General features: G+C 60.8%; 19 protein-coding genes. 13 read left to right on the forward strand and 6 right to left on the reverse strand.

All coding sequences use genetic code 11. The features are described 5' to 3' along the window. The first annotated feature begins 130 nt into the window (after positions 1 to 130). The 7 genes from AACY44_RS20815 (at position 131) to AACY44_RS20845 (ending at position 7076) form a co-directional block, all read left to right on the forward strand. Positions 131 to 1150 (forward strand): LacI family DNA-binding transcriptional regulator, encoded by a 1020-nt coding sequence (locus AACY44_RS20815; protein WP_339420806.1) that lies wholly within the window; start codon positions 131 to 133, stop codon positions 1148 to 1150. Then, the gene (locus AACY44_RS20820; protein WP_339428499.1) at positions 1134 to 2138 is read left to right on the forward strand and encodes an ABC transporter substrate-binding protein; all 1005 of its coding nucleotides are present in this window, start codon (positions 1134 to 1136) and stop codon (positions 2136 to 2138) included. The genes AACY44_RS20815 and AACY44_RS20820 overlap by 17 nt, the downstream gene beginning before the upstream one ends. Beyond that, positions 2139 to 2957 (forward strand): ABC transporter permease, encoded by an 819-nt coding sequence (locus AACY44_RS20825; RefSeq protein WP_339420802.1) that lies wholly within the window; start codon positions 2139 to 2141, stop codon positions 2955 to 2957. Beyond that, on the forward strand, positions 2954 to 3748 hold the full coding sequence (locus AACY44_RS20830; protein ID WP_339530961.1) for an ABC transporter permease: 795 nt from the start codon (positions 2954 to 2956) through the stop codon (positions 3746 to 3748). The genes AACY44_RS20825 and AACY44_RS20830 overlap by 4 nt, the downstream gene beginning before the upstream one ends. Continuing rightward, positions 3745 to 4776 (forward strand): ABC transporter ATP-binding protein, encoded by a 1032-nt coding sequence (locus AACY44_RS20835; protein WP_339420798.1) that lies wholly within the window; start codon positions 3745 to 3747, stop codon positions 4774 to 4776. Before AACY44_RS20830 ends, AACY44_RS20835 begins: the two co-directional genes overlap by 4 nt. A gap of 9 nt (positions 4777 to 4785) precedes the next feature. Beyond that, on the forward strand, positions 4786 to 5619 hold the full coding sequence (locus tag AACY44_RS20840; protein WP_339420796.1) for a phosphodiesterase: 834 nt from the start codon (positions 4786 to 4788) through the stop codon (positions 5617 to 5619). 137 nt (positions 5620 to 5756) lie between these two features. Then, entirely contained in the window at positions 5757 to 7076 is a 1320-nt protein-coding gene (locus AACY44_RS20845) for an OprD family porin (protein ID WP_339436933.1), read from the forward strand. Positions 7077 to 7215: 139 nt separating this feature from the next. On the opposite strand, the gene AACY44_RS20850 is transcribed toward AACY44_RS20845, so the two are convergent. Beyond that, complete coding sequence (locus AACY44_RS20850) at positions 7216 to 7734, reverse strand: GNAT family N-acetyltransferase (RefSeq protein ID WP_339428502.1); 519 nt, start codon at positions 7732 to 7734, stop codon at positions 7216 to 7218. A gap of 192 nt (positions 7735 to 7926) precedes the next feature. On the opposite strand from AACY44_RS20850, the gene metE reads away from it, so the two are divergent. After that, entirely contained in the window at positions 7927 to 10215 is a 2289-nt protein-coding gene (metE, locus tag AACY44_RS20855; protein ID WP_339530963.1) for a 5-methyltetrahydropteroyltriglutamate--homocysteine S-methyltransferase, read from the forward strand. A 48-nt stretch (positions 10216 to 10263) separates the two neighbouring features. On the opposite strand, the gene AACY44_RS20860 is transcribed toward metE, so the two are convergent. Next, the gene (locus tag AACY44_RS20860) at positions 10264 to 11418 is read right to left on the reverse strand and encodes a DUF1624 domain-containing protein (RefSeq protein ID WP_339530965.1); all 1155 of its coding nucleotides are present in this window, start codon (positions 11416 to 11418) and stop codon (positions 10264 to 10266) included. Positions 11419 to 11564: 146 nt separating this feature from the next. Between AACY44_RS20860 and AACY44_RS20865 the strand changes: the two genes are divergently transcribed. Both AACY44_RS20865 and yfcF read left to right on the forward strand, forming a co-directional pair. After that, positions 11565 to 12101 carry a DUF924 family protein gene (locus AACY44_RS20865; protein WP_339428505.1) on the forward strand — a complete coding sequence of 179 codons (537 nt, stop codon included), beginning with the start codon at positions 11565 to 11567 and terminating at the stop codon, positions 12099 to 12101. A 96-nt stretch (positions 12102 to 12197) separates the two neighbouring features. Beyond that, on the forward strand, positions 12198 to 12830 hold the full coding sequence (yfcF, locus tag AACY44_RS20870) for a glutathione transferase (RefSeq protein ID WP_339530967.1): 633 nt from the start codon (positions 12198 to 12200) through the stop codon (positions 12828 to 12830). Here yfcF and AACY44_RS20875 read toward each other — a convergent pair. Next, entirely contained in the window at positions 12805 to 13077 is a 273-nt protein-coding gene (locus AACY44_RS20875) for a hypothetical protein (RefSeq protein WP_339421311.1), read from the reverse strand. The genes yfcF and AACY44_RS20875 overlap by 26 nt on opposite strands. A 132-nt stretch (positions 13078 to 13209) precedes the next feature. Here AACY44_RS20875 and AACY44_RS20880 point away from each other — a divergent pair, with 132 nt between their 5' ends. Together AACY44_RS20880 and AACY44_RS20885 are read left to right on the forward strand one after the other, a co-directional pair. Next, positions 13210 to 13845, forward strand: coding sequence for an ATPase (locus AACY44_RS20880; RefSeq protein WP_339421312.1), 636 nt, complete (start codon positions 13210 to 13212; stop codon positions 13843 to 13845). A gap of 34 nt (positions 13846 to 13879) precedes the next feature. Continuing rightward, positions 13880 to 14221, forward strand: coding sequence for a hypothetical protein (locus AACY44_RS20885; RefSeq protein WP_339421314.1), 342 nt, complete (start codon positions 13880 to 13882; stop codon positions 14219 to 14221). Positions 14222 to 14278: 57 nt separating this feature from the next. Here the strand turns inward: AACY44_RS20885 and AACY44_RS20890 are convergent, their stop codons facing one another. Both AACY44_RS20890 and AACY44_RS20895 read right to left on the reverse strand, forming a co-directional pair. Continuing rightward, complete coding sequence (locus AACY44_RS20890; RefSeq protein ID WP_339421316.1) at positions 14279 to 15025, reverse strand: creatininase family protein; 747 nt, start codon at positions 15023 to 15025, stop codon at positions 14279 to 14281. A 32-nt stretch (positions 15026 to 15057) separates the two neighbouring features. Next, entirely contained in the window at positions 15058 to 15771 is a 714-nt protein-coding gene (locus tag AACY44_RS20895) for a murein L,D-transpeptidase catalytic domain family protein (protein ID WP_339421318.1), read from the reverse strand. A 40-nt stretch (positions 15772 to 15811) separates the two neighbouring features. Between AACY44_RS20895 and AACY44_RS20900 the strand changes: the two genes are divergently transcribed. Continuing rightward, positions 15812 to 17407: a L,D-transpeptidase family protein gene (locus AACY44_RS20900; protein ID WP_339421319.1), complete on the forward strand. Its 1596-nt coding sequence runs from the start codon at positions 15812 to 15814 to the stop codon at positions 17405 to 17407. Here AACY44_RS20900 and AACY44_RS20905 read toward each other — a convergent pair. Beyond that, on the reverse strand, positions 17388 to 17939 hold the full coding sequence (locus AACY44_RS20905) for an AAA family ATPase (protein WP_339421320.1): 552 nt from the start codon (positions 17937 to 17939) through the stop codon (positions 17388 to 17390). The two genes, AACY44_RS20900 and AACY44_RS20905, sit on opposite strands and share 20 nt — an antisense overlap. Positions 17940 to 18009: the final 70 nt, after the last annotated feature.

The raw sequence follows: 18009 nt of genomic DNA on the forward strand, positions 1-18009 counted from the left end.
TGGGCATACCCCACATTTTGATCTGTGTATAGCAAGTCAGGTGCCATCAAACTGTCATCTCCTTACCGCCGGAATGCCACATTCTCCCGGTACTGTCCTCGCCAATGAGATCGATCTCAAGCGAGTAACCATGACTGACCTGAAAGACGTCGCACGGCTGGCTGGCGTATCCCGCGCCACCGCCGCCCGCACTTTTGCTTCCCCCGACCAGGTGCGCCCGGCGACGCGTGAGCAGGTGTTTGCCGCCGCCCGCGAGCTGGGCTTTCGTCCTAATCTGCTGGGTCGCCAATTGCGCCTGCAAACCACCCAGTTGATCGGTGTGGTGGTGCCCAACCTGCTCAACCCGGTGTTCGCTGAACAGTTCCAGGCCATGGAGCGCGCGGCACGTTCGCGCGGCTACAGCCTGTTGCTGGCGACCACCGACTACAGCAGCGAACGCGAAAGCATTGTGGTGGAAGAGTTGCTCCGCCAGCGCGTCGACGGCCTGGTGCTGACGGTCACAGATGCCGAAAGCAACGTCGTGCTCAGCAGCCTGAACACCGAGAAAACCCCGTTCGTATTGGCCTATCACCAACCGAGCAACCCCAATTACAGCGCGGTGTCGGTCGACAACCGGGCCGGCATGGCCATGGCCACGCGGTATTTACTCGAAGCCGGGCACCGGCGCATCAGCATGGTCGCCGGCCCCGCGTTGCAATCGGACCGCGCTCGCCTGCGCTATGCCGGCTACTGCGATGCCATGCAGGAATACGGCCTCAAGAGCCGTCCGGTGATCGAAATGCCGGCCCACACCCAGGCTGAATTCGCCGCCATCGAACCTTTCCTCCACGGCGACGATGCACCCACCGCCTTGGTGTGCTCCAACGATTTCCTGGCGATCAGCCTGATCGCCGAACTGCGTCGCAACGCCTGGAACGTGCCCCAACAGCTTTCGGTGATGGGCTTCGACGGCATCAGCCTCGGCACCCAGATGCACCCGACCCTGTGCAGCGTGGTGCAGCCCATTGCGCTGTTGGCCAGCACCGTGATTGACCAACTGCTGGCGCAAATCGTCGGCAATGCTCCGACGTCCCATTGCCTGCCTTGCCATATCCGGCCTGGCGAAAGTACTCAACCCTACGAGGAGACCCTTGATGCGCGCACTCAGTAAAACCCTGGCAGCCCTGTTGCTGTGCGGTGCGGCCAGCGTGGCCCAGTCCGCCGAAACCGCGATCTGCTACAACTGCCCGCCGGACTGGGCCGATTGGGGCACCCAGCTCAAGGCCATCGCCGCCAGCACCGGCGTGCAGGTGCCACTGGACAACAAGAACTCCGGCCAGTCCTTGGCGCAGTTGGTAGCCGAAAAAGCCGCACCGGTCGCCGATGTCGTCTACTACGGCGTGACCTTCGGCCTGCAGGCGCAAAAAGCCGGCGTGGTCGACACCTACAAACCCAAGGCCTGGGAGCAGATCCCCGCTGGCCTGAAAGACCCGGCCGGGCATTGGTTCGCGATCCACTCCGGCACCTTGGGCATCATGGTCAATGTCGACGCGCTCGGTGGTTTGCCGGTGCCGCAAAGCTGGGCTGACCTGCTCAAACCGGAATACAAAGGCATGGTCGGTTACCTTGACCCGTCCAGTGCTTTCGTCGGCTACGTGTCGGCAGTGGCGATCAACCGCGCCATGGGCGGCGACCTGGACAACTTTGCCCCGGCCATCGATTACTTCCAGAAACTCGCGAAAAACGCCCCCATCGTGCCCAAGCAAACCGCCTATGCGCGGGTGCTGTCCGGCGAATTGCCGATCCTGGTGGACTACGACTTCAACGCCTACCGCGCGCGCTACAAAGACAACGCCAACGTCGCCTTCGTGATTCCGAAAGAAGGCAGCATCAGCGTGCCCTACGTGATGAGCCTGGTCGCCAATGCACCACACCGCGCCAATGCCGAAAAAGTCCTCGACTTCGTGCTGTCGGACGAAGGCCAGGCGCTTTGGGCCAAGGCTTACTTGCGCCCGGTGCGGCCAATGAAAATGCCGGCTGACGTGGCCGCGCAGTTCCTCCCGGACAGCGACTACGCCCGTGCCGGTGTGGTGGACTACGAAAAAATGGCCGCTGTGCAGGAAGCCTTCGCTGCCCGATACCTTAACGAGGTCAAGTAAGTGGCCGCATCGGCAAGACATGCAGCCTGGGCGCTGGCCCCGGCTTTTGCAGTACTGCTCGCGTTCTGGTTGTTGCCGCTGGCACACCTGATGATGCTTGGCGCCGAGAGCCGCGACAGCAGTGGCAGCGGCTATTGGCAGGTGCTCAGCAGCGCGCAGTACCTGGGCAGCCTTGGGCAAACCCTGATCCTGGCGGTGCTGGTGACGTTGGTCGCGTTAGTGATCGGCGGCATCAGCGGCGTATTCCTCGCCCGACAGCAGTTCTTCGGGCGCTCGGCGCTGGTGGCGTTGCTCACTTTTCCTTTGGCCTTTCCCGGCGTGGTGGTGGGCTTTCTGGTGATTCTGTTAGCAGGGCGCCAAGGTCTGTTTGCCGCCCTGGGCCTGCAACTGGCCGGTGAACGTTGGATCTTCGCCTACTCGTTGGCGGGGCTGTTTGTGGGCTACCTGTACTTCTCGATTCCGCGAGTAATTCTCACGGTAATGGCCGCCTGCGAAAGCCTCGACCGCAGCCTGGAGGAGGCCGCGCATTCACTGGGCGCAGGGCACTGGCGCGTGGTCTGCGACGTGATCGTGCCCGGTTTGGCACCCGCGTTGGCGTCCTGTGGGGCGATCTGCTTTGCCACGTCCATGGGCGCTTTCGGCACCGCCTTTACCTTAGGCACGCGGCTCAATGTCACCCCGGTGGCGATCTACAATGTATTCACCAACTACGCCAATTTTGCCGTCGCCGCTGCGCTGTCGGTGGTACTCGGTGCGGTGACCTGGGCGGTGTTGCTGCTCACGCGACGCCTGGTGAAAAACGCGGGGACTGTGCTGTGAAGCGCTCATCGCTGTTTGTGATTCAACTGCTGTTCACCCTGCTGGTGTGCGCCTTCATGCTGGTGCCGGTGCTGATGTCGTTGCTGGCCGGGCTGACCCGCAACTTTTTCGTGGGTGTGTCCAGTGGCTTGACCTTCGATTGGGTTATTCAGGTGTGGCAGGCCTATTCGCCGACTGTGTGGCTGTCGCTGCAGTTGGCCTTGGCCTGCGCGGTGTGCGTCTGTGTCATCGGTGTGCCGGCAGCCTACGCCTTGGTGCGCATGAACAACCGCTTCAGCCGCGCCTTCGAAGAGTTGATGGTGCTGCCGGTGGCCATGCCCGGCCTGGCGAGTGCGCTGGCCTTGCTGCTGACCTACGGCCAGTTCGGCAGCTTTCGCAGCAGTTGGCTGTTCATCCTCGTCGGCCATGTGCTGTTCACTTTGCCGTTCCTGGTACGCCCGGTGATGGCGGTGATGCAGCGTCAGCAATTGCCGGTGCTGGAGGAGGCGGCGGCCAGCCTAGGTGCGGGGCCGGTCAAGCGCTTTTTCAGCGTGGTGGTGCCCAACTGCCGGGCGGGGATTCTGGCAGGTGTGCTGATGGTGGTCACCTTGTCCCTGGGTGAATTCAACCTGACCTGGATGCTGCACACGCCGATGACCAAAACCTTGCCCGTCGGCCTGGCCGACAGCTACGCCTCGGCGCGTCTGGAAATCGCCAGCGCCTACACCCTTATCTTTTTGCTGATGATCGTGCCGCTGCTGATTGCACTGCAGGCCATCAGTGCCCGTTTGTCCCGTGGAGAGCGTCGATGACCGCTATCACTATCTGCCTGCAAGGTTGTCGCAAGGCGTTCGCCGATGGCACCGTGGCCGTGCATGACTTGAACCTGACCGTCGAAGGCGGCGAAACCCTGGCGATCCTTGGCCCGTCCGGCTGTGGCAAAACCACCACGCTGCGCCTGATTGCCGGCTTGGAGCGCCCGGATGTGGGCCAGGTGTTTTTCGGTGACCAGAACGTGACCCGCCTGCCCATCGAGCGGCGCGATGTGGGTATGGTGTTTCAGAACTATGCGCTGTTTCCCAACTTGGATGTGGCGGGCAATATCGTCTACGGCCTGAAAATTCGCGGCATGTCGGCACCGGAGCGCAACAAGCGTTGTGACGAACTGCTGGAACTGGTGGGTTTGCAGAACCACGGCAAGCGTAGCATCCATGAACTCTCCGGCGGTCAGCGTCAGCGCGTGGCCTTGGCCCGTGCGTTGGCGCCGCGCCCCAAGGTTTTATTGCTGGATGAACCTCTGGCGGCGCTGGACGCGCAACTGCGCGAACGCCTGCGCAGCGAGTTGAATGAACTGCTGCGCGGGCTCGGCATTACGTCGGTGTTCGTCACCCACGACCAGGGTGAAGCCATGGCGCTGGGCGATCGCATCCTGGTGATGGAACACGGTCGCGTCGCCCAGTTGGCCAGCCCACGGGACATCTACCAGAAACCGGCCAACGCCTTCGTCGCGGGTTTTGTCGGCAACCTCAATGCGTTCGCGGTGATTGAACCGTCGGCCCATGGCTTGAAAGTCTGCGGCGGCGAGTTGCCGTGGCACGAAGCCAACCTGCCGGGCACGGTCTACTGCCGCCCCGAACACCTGCGGGTGATGGAGGGCGAGGGGCACCTGCACGGCCATCTGCTGGCGCAGTTTTTCCAGGGCGCGCAAAGCCGCCTGTTGGTGGATGTCGGCGGCCCGCAACCGCTGTTGGTCGACAGCAGCGACAACCAGCTGTACGCCGTCGGCGCGCCGATTTCCCTGGCGGTTGCGCCGCACATGTTGTTCACCCTGAATGCTTGAGAATCTATTGTGAATCGTCCGTTTCTCGTCGCGCAGATCAGCGACCTGCACCTCAAAGCCGGCCAGCGCCTGACTTACGGCGTCGTGGATACCCTGGGTGCGTTGCGCCGCGCCGTCGACCACTTGAACGCCAGCCACCCACGGCCCGATATCGTGGTGATCAGCGGTGACTTGGTGGACTTCGGTCGCGCCGATGAATACGCCGTGCTGCACCCCGAACTGGCACGCCTGCACATGCCCTGCTACCTGGTGCCTGGCAACCATGACACACGCGGGCCGTTGCTGGAGGCGTTCCGTGACCATCCTTATTTGCCAATGTCGGCAGATGGCCCGTTGGACTGGGTGGTGGACGAGTATCCGCTGCGCCTGATCGGCCTCGACTCCACCATTCCCGGCGGCCATGGCGGGCAGTTGCTGGACAGCCAATTGCAGTGGCTCGATGAGCAACTGGCGCGGCGTCCTGATGCCCCCACCTTGCTGATCCTGCACCACCCGCCGTTCATCAGCGGCATCGGCCATATGGACCGCGAACCCTTCATCAACGCCGCCGGCCTGGAGCAGGTCGTCGCACGCCATCCGCAAGTGGAGCGGCTGTTGTGCGGGCATCTGCATCGGCCGATGCAGCGACGTTTCGGCGGTAGCTTGAGTTGTGTGTGTCCCGGCACGTCTCACCAGATCGTGCTGGATTTGCAAGAAGCGGCGCCCGCGCATTTCAACCTGGAACCGGCGGGCTATTTGTTGCATCACTGGGAGGCGCAACAAGGTTTGATCAGCCATAACGGCGTGTTCGGGGACTACCCGGGGCCGTACCCGTTTTATGACGCTCATGGCTTGATTGACTGAGGTTTTACGGAGGTTCACTTCGCGCAACGAAGTCGTAAATGTTAGTTAACGCACCGGCCAACCCGAGTTTGGCCGCGTGCTTCCTGCTGCCCATTTTTTGCGCCCGGAACTTGGATTCCGCGCCGGAGTTCGTCCTGATGAAAGCCACTTTGAATATATTAAGCGTATTGACCGGCGGCCTGGGCATTGCCCTGAGCCCCTTGGCTTCGGCTGATTTCTTGAGTGACAGTAAAGCCAACGTGAGCATGCGCAACTTCTACTTCAACAACGACAACCGTGACGGCGCCGCCGCACCGTCGAAGACTGAAGAGTGGGGCCAGGCGTTTATCCTCAACTATCAGTCAGGCTTTACCGATGGCACTGTGGGGTTTGGCCTGGATGCGGTCGGCATGCTCGGCCTGACCCTCGACAGCGGCGCCGGCCGCCATGTGGGCAGCTCGATGATCCCCAACGACGACGGTAAGGCCGCCGATAGCTGGAGCCGTGGCGGTGCCACCGCTAAGGCGCGTTTTGCCAAGACCGAGGCGCGCTACGGTTACCTGCGGCCGAACCTGCCGATCCTGGTGAGCAACGACGGCCGCCTGTTACCGCAGTCGTTCGAAGGCGGGCAAATCACCAGCAAGGACATCGACAACCTGACCCTGGTCGGCGGCCAACTGCAACACACCACCGGTCGAGGCTCCAGTGATCGCAGCGGCCTGGCCGCGGCCGGTGGCACTCAGGAAAGCAATAAATTCAACTATGCCGGTGCCGACTACCAGCTAACCAAGGACCTGATGGTCCAGTACTACTACGCCAACCTTGAGGATTATTACCAGCAGCACTTTGCCGGGCTGATCCACGTGTTGCCGCTCGGCGAATACGGCTCGCTGAAGACTGACCTGCGTTACTTCAAGACCACGTCTGACGGCAAAAACAGCACCGTCGCCGGTCGTGCCGAAGGCTACAAACTTGGCGGTTATACCAAGAACGGCACCGGTGAAATCGACAACAACACCTGGAGCGCGGCGTTCATCTATTCCCTGGGCCCACACGCGATTACTGCCGGTTACCAGCAAGTCTCGGACGACAGCAACTTCGCCCAACTCAACCAGGGCGGTTTGGTGAATAAAGGGGAGGGTGGTTCCAGCCTGTACCTCTACACCGACCGCACCGTGCAGACCTTCATCCAGGCCGGTGAGCGCACGGCGTTTGCGCAATATGCCTATGACTTCGCTTCGCTCGGGGTGCCTGGCTTGAAGGCGTCGCTCATGTACTTGAAGGGCGAGCATATCCTCACCACCAGCGGTAATGACGCGAGCGAGTGGGAGCGGGATATTTCCCTGGATTACGTGGTGCAGAGCGGTACGTTCAAGAACGTTGGGTTTGGCTGGCGTAATGGGGTTTCGCGCAGCGAGGTCGCACGGGATCAGGACCAGAATCGGCTGTTCGTGAGTTATTCGATTCCATTGATGTAAACACCTTCCAAACACCGCGAAACCCAATGTGGGAGCCGTCGAGCCCCAGCGAGGCCGCGATGACGGTGGCACTGCCGATAGAGATGCCGCCTGACACACCGCCATCGCAGCCTCGCTGAAGCTCGACAACTCCCGCAGTTTAATCTGAGTAACCGTGCAGACTGTGCCCGTCCCAGTCGCCCTTCAGTGCCTTTGCATGCGTTGCCGTGTCATCCGCCACTTGGTGAAAGCCACAGCGAAGATAAAACGCTGCGGCTTCGGGTGTATCAGTCGACAGGCGAACCGATTGGAACTGCGCGCGGGCATGTTCCAGCAGCTGTTGCACCAGTGCTTTTCCGACATTGCGACCGCGTACGGCAGGCGCAACGTAGACGCGACGTAGTCGTCCCGTGCCTGGAGGTGCATAGGGGTCACAGTTAAGACCGCCGATTGCAACCAGTGTCCCTTCACAAAATACGCCCAACAGGCACTCGCCCGGTTGTTCGAATCGGTTGGCGTGGTCATCCCACTCGGTCACCAGGCGCGTCAGGAATCTGAATCCTTCAGCGACGGCCTGCGCTTCCAGCACGCGGATCTGTTCTGGAAGTCGTTCGAGTTTACGTATGGAAGGAAGGGTGTCCTGGCATTTTCTGGAGTGGCTGTGGTTGGCGGCATCCATGCAAATTCTACTCTTGATAAATACCCACGCGATTACAACCCTGAAAACCCAGAAGATCAAATGCGGGAGTCGCCCGCTCACTACCTATCAACATGAGCGGATCTTGTGATCATCTCGAATAAAATGAGTTTGTCTCACTGTCTGCATCTGCCGACAATGGCTCCATAAATATTGACATTGGAGTTGTAAGTCATGGCAGTCGCTCATTCCCTTGGTTTTCCGCGCATTGGACGCGATCGTGAATTGAAAAAAGCGCAGGAAGCGTTCTGGAAGGGCGAACTTGACGAAGCCGGCCTGCGCGCCGTTGGCCGTGACCTGCGCAAGACCCACTGGGACTTGCAAAAACAGGCCGGCATTGAACTGCTGCCAGCCGGTGACTTCGCCTGGTACGACCAGGTACTGACCCACTCACTGATGTTCGGTGTGATCCCGGAGCGGTTCCGCCCGGTGGATGGCAACGCCACGTTGCAGACCCTGTTCGGCATGGCCCGTGGTGTCAGCGACAGCTGCTGCGGCGGTGCCCACGCCCAGGAAATGACCAAGTGGTTCGATACCAATTACCACTATCTGGTGCCTGAATTCAGTGCGGATCAGCAGTTTCACTTGGGCTGGGAGCAACTGTTCGAAGAAGTCCAGGAAGCCCGCGAACTGGGCCACAACGTCAAGCCGGTGGTGATCGGCCCGCTGACTTACCTGTGGCTAGGCAAGGCCAAGGGCGGCGACTTCGACAAGCTCGATTTGCTTGACCGTTTGCTGCCGCTGTACGGCCAGATCTTCCAGCGCCTGGCAGAACTGGGCGTGGAATGGGTACAGATCGACGAGCCGATCCTGGTGCTGGACCTGCCGCAGGATTGGAAAAACGCCTTTGAACGTGCCTACAACCAGATCCAGCGCGACCCGTTGAAAAAGCTGGTGGCGACTTACTTCGGTGGCCTGGAAGAGAACCTCGGTTTGGCCGCCAACTTGCCGGTGGATGGCCTGCACATCGACCTGGTGCGTGCGCCGGACCAGTACCCGACCATCCTCGACCGCCTGCCGGCGTATAAGGTGCTGTCCCTGGGCGTGGTCAACGGCCGTAACGTCTGGCGTTGCGACCTGGAAAAGGCCTTGGCTACCTTGCAGCACGCCCATGAGAAACTGGGTGATCGTTTGTGGGTTGCGCCGTCCTGTTCCCTGTTGCACAGCCCGGTGGATGTGGGCCGTGAAGACAAATTAGATACTGAGCTGAAAAGCTGGCTGGCGTTTGCCGTGCAGAAGTGCGCTGAAGTTGCCGTGTTGGCACGTGCGGTCGACGCGCCAGAAGCGCCAAGCGTACTGGCGGCCCTGGCTGAGAGCCGCGCCGTACAAGCGGCCCGCGCCGCGTCGCCGCGTATCCACAAACCTGCGGTGCAAGCCCGTGTGGCTGCGATCACCGCCAAGGACAGCCGGCGCCAGTCACTGTTTGCCCAGCGCATCGAGAAGCAACGTGCTGGCCTCAAACTGCCGCTGTTCCCGACCACCACCATCGGTTCGTTCCCGCAGACCGCGTCGATTCGCCTGGCGCGTCAGTCGTACAAGGCTGGAAAACTGAGCGAAGCCGAATACGTCGAAGCCATGCACAGCGAGATCAAGCACGCCGTGGAGGTGCAGGAAAACCTCGGCCTGGACGTGCTGGTGCACGGTGAAGCCGAGCGTAACGACATGGTCGAGTACTTCGCCGAACAACTGGACGGCTATGCATTCACCCGCTTCGGCTGGGTGCAGAGCTATGGTTCGCGCTGCGTGAAACCGGCGGTGATTGTGGGCGACTTGAGCCGCCCGAAAGCCATGACCGTCGAATGGATACGCTACGCCCAAGGCCTGACAGGCAAGGTGATGAAGGGCATGCTGACCGGCCCGGTGACGATGCTGATGTGGTCGTTCCCCCGCGAAGACGTGAGCCGTGAAGCGCAGGCCCGTCAATTGGCCCTCGCCATTCGTGATGAAGTGGTGGACCTGGAAGCCGCCGGTATCAAGATCGTGCAGATCGACGAAGCCGCATTCCGCGAAGGCCTGCCGCTACGCCAGGCGCAGTGGCAGTTTTATCTGAATTGGGCCACCGAAGTATTCCGCCTGTGCGCCTCAGGTGTGCGTGACGAAACCCAGATCCACACCCACATGTGCTACAGCGAATTCAACGATGTGATCGAAAGCATCGCGGCGATGGATGCTGACGTGATCACCATCGAGACTTCACGTTCGGATATGGCGTTGCTGGATGCGTTTGAAGCCTTCGCTTACCCGAATGACATTGGGCCGGGCGTGTATGACATCCACTCGCCGCGCGTGCCGGATGCTTCGGAGATGGCCAATCTGTTGCGCAAGGCGGCGAAGCGGCTTCCGGCGGAGCGGTTGTGGGTGAACCCGGATTGTGGGTTGAAGACGCGAGGTTGGCCGGAGACGGAAGCGGCATTGATCCACCTGGTGACGGCAGCCCGTCAACTGCGCGCCGAACTGGCCTGATTCCTGAGTCAAACACAGTCAAAAATGTGGGAGCGGGCCTGCGTCAGGTCAGAGGTATTTGAGCCAGGCCAGGTCCCGGCGTCGGGCTTTTAGCCCGGCGAACCAGCGCACTGGCAGGTAGAGCGCCAGGGGCAACAACAGCGCCATTAGCCATATAGCGCCCATGCCGTCGAACCCAAAGTAGTTGCCATGGTTCAGGCCAAACAACCTCACACACGTGACATACAGCACTTTCAACACATACAGATGCAGTAAATAAAAGAACATCGGCGCAGCCCCGAACGTGGCGAGCACGCCAATCCAGCGTTTCTGCCCCGCACGTTCGAACGCCAGCAACAGCAACAACCCAATCCCCAACGTCAGCGCCAAAAACAACAGCGATGGCGGGTACTTGGTGACGTTGAAAAAGCTCATCAACGTCTGCACGCCACTGTCATACGCCTGCCAGGGCTTCTCGCCATAGCCATTTGCCGTGCGCAATACCACAAACCCCACCAACGCACCCACACCGCCCAGCAACAGATAACGTCGGCGAAACGCCGGCTGCATGCCATTGGCAAACAGCGGGCCCAAGCTGTAACCCAGGGCAATCACACCGATCCACGGCAGCACCGGATAAGTGGTGCGCAGTCGCAGCGAGTCGCCCACTTCGATCCAGTTGCGCTCATGCAGGATTGTCCACGGAATATGCAACGCCGAACCCGCATCGAAATGCAGCCCATCCAGCAGGTTGTGCCCGGCAATGATCACCACCGCCACCCCGATCAACAGCGGGCGCGGCAACCAGACCAGCGCGGCCAGGGCGATCATGCTCACGCCAATCGCCCAGATCACCTGCATATAGATCACGCTGGGCGGCAGCTGGAAGGTCCAGGCGAAGTTGACCAAGGTAAATTCCAGTACCACCAAGAACAGCCCGCGCTTCAACAGGAACGCCGAGACATCGCGGCGGCCCTGGTATTTCTGGCCGTATAGCCAGGCCGACAACCCCGTGAGCAATACAAACACTGGCGCGCACAGGTGGGCGAGGGTGCGGCTGATAAACAGTGCGGGCTCGGTGCTGTCGATGGTCATCGGGTCGCTGACCTGGCGGTGCAGCAGGAAGGTTTCGCGCACGTGGTCCAGCAGCATGAACAGGATCACCAGGCCGCGCAGGGCGTCGATGGAAAGCAGGCGTTGGCGTAGCGGAACAGCATCGGTCATAGACGGGGTCACAGGGCGGGGTGGAAATTTTGCGTTATCGTATAACATTAATCTGCGCGTTGCCGCGATTCGTTGCTCCCTCATTGATCCTTGCCGTCCTATGGATTCTGGTACCTTCAGCGAAATCGCTGTGTAGGCCCCTCACCATGACTACCCCACAATCCGTCATCGACTTCTGGAAACAGGCCGGCCCCAAACGCTGGTTCGCCAAGGACGACGCCTTCGACGCCACGTTCCGCGACACCTTCCATGCCGCCCACCTGCAAGCCGCCCGGCGCGAACTGGAAAGCTGGCTGGACTCGGCCCAGGGCGCGCTGGCGCTGCTGATCCTGCTCGACCAATACCCACGCAATACCTTTCGTGGCACCGCGCACATGTTCGCCACCGACCCGCTGGCGCGGTTGTATGCGCAGCGCATGGTGGACGCCGGGCTGGACCGGCAGATCGAACCGGCGTTGCGTGCGTTCTGCTATCTGCCGTTCGAACATTCGGAGGACCCGGCGGATCAGCAGCGCTCTCTGATCCTGAACCAGCAACTGGACGCCAGCACCTACCATTGGGCCAAGGAACACGCTGAGATTATTCAGCGCTTCGGGCGCTTTCCCCATCGTAATGAGGTGTTGGCTCGGCAGACTACGGATGAGGAACGTGCATTTCTGGACAGGGGCGGGTTTGCTGGTTAGCCCGGTATTCCGCCGAGGAATGCCCCCATAAAAACAGCGCATTGTCTTTCTCGTCGTACATCTCGTAGCGTGGAGTTCCATTCAAGGAGAGCCGTTATGAGCCAGCGTCCGTTGTGCCTGTATGTTGATCATGTGTACACCAGCCCTTACGCGATGTCGGTGTTCGTGGCTTTGAAGGAAAAGGGCCTGGCGTTCGATACGCTCACCCTCGACCTGGACGCTGCGCAGAACCAGACAGCCGACTTCGCCCAACTGTCGCTGACCCAGCGCGTGCCGACCTTGGTAGAGGGTGATTTTGCGCTGTCGGAGTCTTCGGCGATCACTGAGTACCTTGAACAGGCTTACCCCGAAACGCCGGTATACCCGGCCGACCCCAAGCAGCGGGCGAGGGCGCGGCAGGTGCAGGCGTGGCTGCGCAGCGATTTGCTGCCGATTCGCCAGGAGCGTTCGACGATGGTGGTGTTCTATGGGCAGAAAATGCCACCCCTTTCATCCGTGGCTGAAGCTGGCGCTGCGAAGTTGATCAGTGCGGCACAAACGCTGTTGGCAGGTAACCCGGCGTACCTGTTCGGCGAGTGGTCGATTGCGGACGTAGACCTGGCGGTAATGCTCAACCGCCTGATCCTCAACGGCGACAGCGTGCCCGCCGAACTGGTGGATTACGCGCAGCGCCAGTGGCAGCGGCCATCCGTACAGGCGTGGGTCAATCAACAACGCCCTGCACTGTAGAGCGTTCAGTGATGTGCAAGACGCGGCGGTCGAGGTCTTCCCAGTCGGCCATGCCCAGTACCCGCGTGGTATTCAAGCCACGCAGGTAACCGCGTAGTTGCTGGGCGCTGGCCGTGACTTGTCCAGTATCCGCCGCGTCATCCTGCAGTACGTTTTCATAGTCGGCCAGGTAATCGGCGACCCGCTCGCGAAACTCCGGCAGGACGGCTTCGCGGATGCGGTCGAAGGTTTTCTGGTGGGGCTTCATGGCGTGGTCCTTATAGGTTTTATCAGTGCACTATCGGTTCAGATAATAGTCACCATCACGGATCGCAAGTTCTGTTTTTGCAGGAAAAGCGGAAAATCCCCCCCATCGAGACGCTGTTCAAGGAAATGCGTGATGAGGACATTTATTCAGCTTGTTTTAATGATGCTGATGCTTGGCACGGTCGCCGTGAACAACGTCGCGCTCGCCGATGATAGCCATTTGCTACCTATCGTCATTAGCGTAGACTCCCTGCGGCACACGCAATCGTTAGGTGTGTTGTTGAGCGATAACACCCGCGACAACCTCAGCTACCTTGAACGCTATCACGACATGGCCTTGAATGGCGCCAAGGATGCCCTCGACGTGCGTATCCGCCAGGCGTTCGTCAACAGTTCCGACCCGGAATTGGCCATTGATTGGTTGATGAACTCGCTGCAAGGCAGTTTTTTGTCGGTGACTGTCTACGACAACCTGGATGCCCTGGTGCAGGCTCACCCCGATGTGGTCGTGATGCTCGATACCCATAACCAACTGTTGACCCAGCGTAATGACCAGGTCGAGGCGCATTTTATTGCGCGGTTCTATGACGCGAACCTGCACTACATCGCCAAGGCCGAAGGTTCGGTGCACAAGCAGGTGCCATCGGTGTGGGTACGTGACAAGGCCGCGCCAGAGATTGCCGCGCAGATCGAGCGGCAGCGCGATGTGCAACTGGATGCCTTGAAGCAGTTCGATGCGTCGCTCAAGGCATTAGTCCGTGCGGGTTGATGTGAACCCTTATTTTTATAGTCAGGAATTTTTCATGCGCTTTTCTTTCGCCCAGGGCTTGGCCTTTGCTTCCCTGTTGCTGGCCGGTTGTGTTTCTGCTCCCAACGCACCAACGCTAACCCTGCAAACCAGCAAGGCCCCCGAGGCTTATGTGCAATGTGTGTTGCCCAAGCTGGAAAAGCACGGGATTACCGCCACCGTGACACAGGGCTCGCGCCACGCCAGGGTGTTGTTGACCAGTAAGATTGCCGCTGACGATGTACTGGAAGCCTACAAGTCCCAGGAGGGCGCCAAGGTGTTCTTGTATGAACGCAAGCCGCTGGCGTCGACGATTACGCCGTCGCGGTTGGAGCTGGCTGCACAGGAATGTAAGTAACACACCATCCCTGTGGGCGCTGGCAAGCCAGCGCCCACAGTTGGATGTGTGTAGGGCTTAAGGTTTGGCTTCGTTGCTGAAATTGTTGACCGTCTTGACCAGCCCTTGAGCCGCCAGCGCCACCAATTCCCCCCCTTTCTCTACCGTCGCCAGCGCTGGGTCCGAGCCCATGCGCCCATCTGGGAAACGCGCGCGGAAGTCCAGCGCCTCGCGGATCGGCCCGGTGTTGGCGATTTGTGGCGAGTAGTCGGCAGTCTTGATCGAGTCCGGGTACGCCCACTGCGTCACCGCGATCTCCGATGGCGTGGCATGGCTGCCATGGCCCACTGGAAATTGGCGCTGAGCCAGCTCACTCACGCCTTCCAGGTCCCACCAGTTCACCAGTTTCAACGCAAAACCGGCCGGGCGGCGGGCGAAGCTCGCTTCGGCGTACAGCTCGGAAAACGCCGCTTCAATCGTGGCGATATTGCCGCCATGGCCATTCAGGAACAGGATCTTCTCGAAGCCATGCCCGGCCAGCGAACGCACCCAGTCGCCAATTGCGGCCATGAAGGTGCAAGGGCGCAGCGAAATAGTACCGGGGAAGCCCAGGTGGTGCTGGGCCATGCCGATATTGAAGGTCGGGCCGATGAGGATGTCGGCATTCTTTTGCGCCTCATGGGCGATGATTTCCGGGCACATCCAGTCGGTACCGAGCAGGCCGGTGGGGCCGTGCTGCTCGTTGGAACCGATGGGGATCACCACCGTGCGGCTGCGCTCCAGAAACTGCCCGATCTCGATCCAGGTGGATTGGTGTAGAAGCATTCGACGCTCTCTTTTTTATCTATGGGGACAGGCTATCCGCCACGGATTGTACGACTACTCGCCACCTGTTGGGGTTTGCAATTGAGGTACGTCGAGGACTTCAACCAGCGCTGGTCGGGGTACCACGAAAACATGAACTGCCCATCCTTGAGTTTATCCACCACTTGGCGCGCCACCTGCGGGCGCACGGCCGGGCAACCCTGGCTGCGGCCGATACGGCCTTCGCGCTTGCTCCACAACGGGCTCACGTAGTCGGCGGCATGAATCACGATGGCGCGGTCGCGGGCCTGGTCATTGAAGCCCGGCTCCAGGCCATCCATGCGCAGTGAGTAACCGTGGGTGCCCAAGTAACTCTCCTGGGTGCGGAACAGGCCCAGGCTGGATTGGTGACTGCCTTCCAGGTTGGAGAACTGCGTGGCGAAGTTCTCCCCGGATTTGGCGCCATGGGCCACCAGGTCGCGCAGCACCAGGGTCTTCTTGCGCAAATCGAAGATCCACAGCCGACGGGCGGTCGAGGGCTGGGAGTAATCAATGACGGCCAGGCGGTCGGAACGTTCCTCGCCGTTATTGACCGCGCACTGCACCGCGTTCAGGGCGCTTTTCAAGACAGTGGGATTGAGTTCTGGAGCCGAGCGCGCAAGGCTGCTATACAAGGAAAGAGGAATCCCATTGGCGGCGAGCGCAAAATTGCTCAATGTAACCAAGGGCATGGCGATCAGGCCGAGGCGGCAAAGAAAATTCAACATCTACAGTACATTCCCCCGCTGTGGATTGGAGCTAAGACAATTGTTCAAAAAACACGCATGTTACTTGAGCATTTGCCTGCTCGTTGCACCATTGGTCGCGACAGCCGACGCGCTACCGGTTGAGCCGTTGCCGGTGACCACGCCGGCGCCGGTCGATCTGGCGCCCGTGCAGCAGGCGTTGGCGCAACTGCTCAGTGTCTGCCCAGGCCTGGCGGCGCAGATCGATGCCGTCGGCCAACTGCGCCTGCAAGCCTTCTACCAACAAGAGGGCAATGCGCCGTTGTGGTCCGCCGAAGATCGCCGCCAAGCCTTGCACACCCAACTGCAAATGCTCGCCGATGACGGCCTGAACCCCACCCACTATAGCTTGCCTTCGGCGCACGCCACGGCCAATGTGCTGTGCAGCGATATCAGTATCAGCCAAAGCTACCTGCAAGCGCTGCAGGATCTGCACTACGGGCGCCTGCAGCAATCGCGCTTCGAACCGTTGTGGCATTCCCAACCGCCCACCCGCGATCCCAACATCGAAGTGCTGGCCTTTGCCGCCACCGGCCTGCAAGACATGGCCCAGGCGTTTGACCAGGCTCGCCCCAGCGCGGACCTCTACCGCAGCCTGCGTAACGCCTATGCCACTGTGCGCCAGCAGCCGTTGCCCCATTGGGACCCGGTCGCCAGCGGCCCACTCTTGCGCCCCGGCATGGAAGACCCACGCGTGCCGGAACTGGCGCGACGCCTGATCAGTGGCGGCTACCTGGCCAACGCCTCCAGCGGCAAGCAGTACAACGACGAGCTGGTCAAGGCGGTCAAGGCCTTCCAGCTCAGCCATTCGTTGCAGGCTGACGGCGTGATCGGCGCCGGCACCTTGGCTGAACTGAATATCAGCCCGGCGATCCGCCGCGAACAACTGCGCATCAACCTTGAACGCTTCCGCTGGCTGTCCCAGGACCTGGAACCTGAAGGCGTGCTGGTCAACGTCGCCGCCGCGCAACTGAGCGTGTACCAGAGCGGCATCCCGGTATGGCAAACCCGCCTGCAAGTGGGTCGCGCCGAACGTCAGACGCCACTGCTCAAATCGCGCATCACGCGGCTGACGCTCAACCCCACCTGGACCATCCCGCCCACCATCATGCGCGAGGACAAGCTCCCGGCCATCCGCCTCAACCCCGAATACCTGCGCCAGCAAAACCTGCAAGTGCTCGACGCTGAAGGCCACCCGCTGGCACCGGAGCAAATTGACTGGGCACGCCCCGGCAATATCCTGCTGCGCCAGGAAGCCGGCCCGCGCAACCCGCTGGGCAAGATTGTGATGCGCTTTTCCAACCCGTTTTCGGTGTACCTGCATGACACGCCCAGCCAGCCACTGTTTACCAAAGGGCCGCGGGCGTTCAGCTCGGGCTGTGTGCGGGTCGAGCAACCGTTGGTGCTCAGGGATTTATTGGTAAGCCCGGCCGAACGCGCCCGCACGGATGAGCTGCTGGCGACCGGCGTGACCCATGAGTTCAGGTTGGCCACACCGGTGCCGGTGCTGTTGGGCTACTGGACGGTCGAGGTCGACCGCCAGGGCGGGTTGGTATACGCGCCGGATATTTATGCGCGGGACCTGGTGTTGATAAAGGCTATGGGGAGTGTGCTCTGAGGGGCACGCTCACTACAAAGGCCTCTTCTGCCATAGAAGTAAGACTTGTCAAAATCATTGCAGTTGCCTGATCTGGTGTCATGAAGGCGGTGTCGACCGTCAGCGGTGCTTCATTCCAATCTTCGTACTCATGCACCAGAACCGACGCCCAGGTTGGAGGCACCAGGCCGGCAATGTCCCCCGCACGGGCTTCTACCCGCCGTTGATGTTCCAGCCGGTCTGAGCAAATCACCCTGACATCCAGCAACGCCCGTTCTGCCGTTGCCGCCACGGTCTTCCACGCCTCCCGACTTTCCTCGACCGGGTTCACGCAGTCGGCCACCACGGAGTGACCCAAGCGTAGATTGCTCAACGCCAGCGCATTCGCCACGCCATAGCCGCTGGTGCCCACATCGCTCGACAACACACCCGCCTCGCGGATCGCCTGTTCAATCACGTCGATGCGCAGGTACACCGCGCCGATCTGGCGCGCCAAGGCCTGGGCAATCGTGGTTTTGCCGGTGCCGGGCAGTCCGCTGAAGACAATTAACATGCGTTGCTCTCGATGGGGTTGGGCCCGTTCAGAGTATCCTTCACTCTCCCCACAGGTCGACCACTGGACA

This window comes from Pseudomonas sp. RA_15y_Pfl1_P11, from assembly GCF_963970975.1.
In the GTDB taxonomy this organism is placed as follows: domain Bacteria; phylum Pseudomonadota; class Gammaproteobacteria; order Pseudomonadales; family Pseudomonadaceae; genus Aquipseudomonas; species Aquipseudomonas tritici.

Coding starts and splice junctions, on each gene's coding strand:
- AACY44_RS20885 (WP_339421314.1), top strand. CDS start 13,880: ATGCGCTTTTCTTTCGCCCAGGGCTTGGCCTTTGCTTCCCTGTTGCTG.
- AACY44_RS20865 (WP_339428505.1), top strand. CDS start 11,565: ATGACTACCCCACAATCCGTCATCGACTTCTGGAAACAGGCCGGCCCC.
- AACY44_RS20880 (WP_339421312.1), top strand. CDS start 13,210: ATGAGGACATTTATTCAGCTTGTTTTAATGATGCTGATGCTTGGCACG.
- AACY44_RS20875 (WP_339421311.1), bottom strand. CDS start 13,077: ATGAAGCCCCACCAGAAAACCTTCGACCGCATCCGCGAAGCCGTCCTG.
- AACY44_RS20860 (WP_339530965.1), bottom strand. CDS start 11,418: ATGACCGATGCTGTTCCGCTACGCCAACGCCTGCTTTCCATCGACGCC.
- AACY44_RS20890 (WP_339421316.1), bottom strand. CDS start 15,025: ATGCTTCTACACCAATCCACCTGGATCGAGATCGGGCAGTTTCTGGAG.
- AACY44_RS20845 (WP_339436933.1), top strand. CDS start 5,757: ATGAAAGCCACTTTGAATATATTAAGCGTATTGACCGGCGGCCTGGGC.
- AACY44_RS20820 (WP_339428499.1), top strand. CDS start 1,134: ATGCGCGCACTCAGTAAAACCCTGGCAGCCCTGTTGCTGTGCGGTGCG.
- AACY44_RS20905 (WP_339421320.1), bottom strand. CDS start 17,939: ATGTTAATTGTCTTCAGCGGACTGCCCGGCACCGGCAAAACCACGATT.
- metE (WP_339530963.1), top strand. CDS start 7,927: ATGGCAGTCGCTCATTCCCTTGGTTTTCCGCGCATTGGACGCGATCGT.
- AACY44_RS20835 (WP_339420798.1), top strand. CDS start 3,745: ATGACCGCTATCACTATCTGCCTGCAAGGTTGTCGCAAGGCGTTCGCC.
- yfcF (WP_339530967.1), top strand. CDS start 12,198: ATGAGCCAGCGTCCGTTGTGCCTGTATGTTGATCATGTGTACACCAGC.
- AACY44_RS20895 (WP_339421318.1), bottom strand. CDS start 15,771: ATGTTGAATTTTCTTTGCCGCCTCGGCCTGATCGCCATGCCCTTGGTT.
- AACY44_RS20815 (WP_339420806.1), top strand. CDS start 131: ATGACTGACCTGAAAGACGTCGCACGGCTGGCTGGCGTATCCCGCGCC.
- AACY44_RS20850 (WP_339428502.1), bottom strand. CDS start 7,734: ATGGATGCCGCCAACCACAGCCACTCCAGAAAATGCCAGGACACCCTT.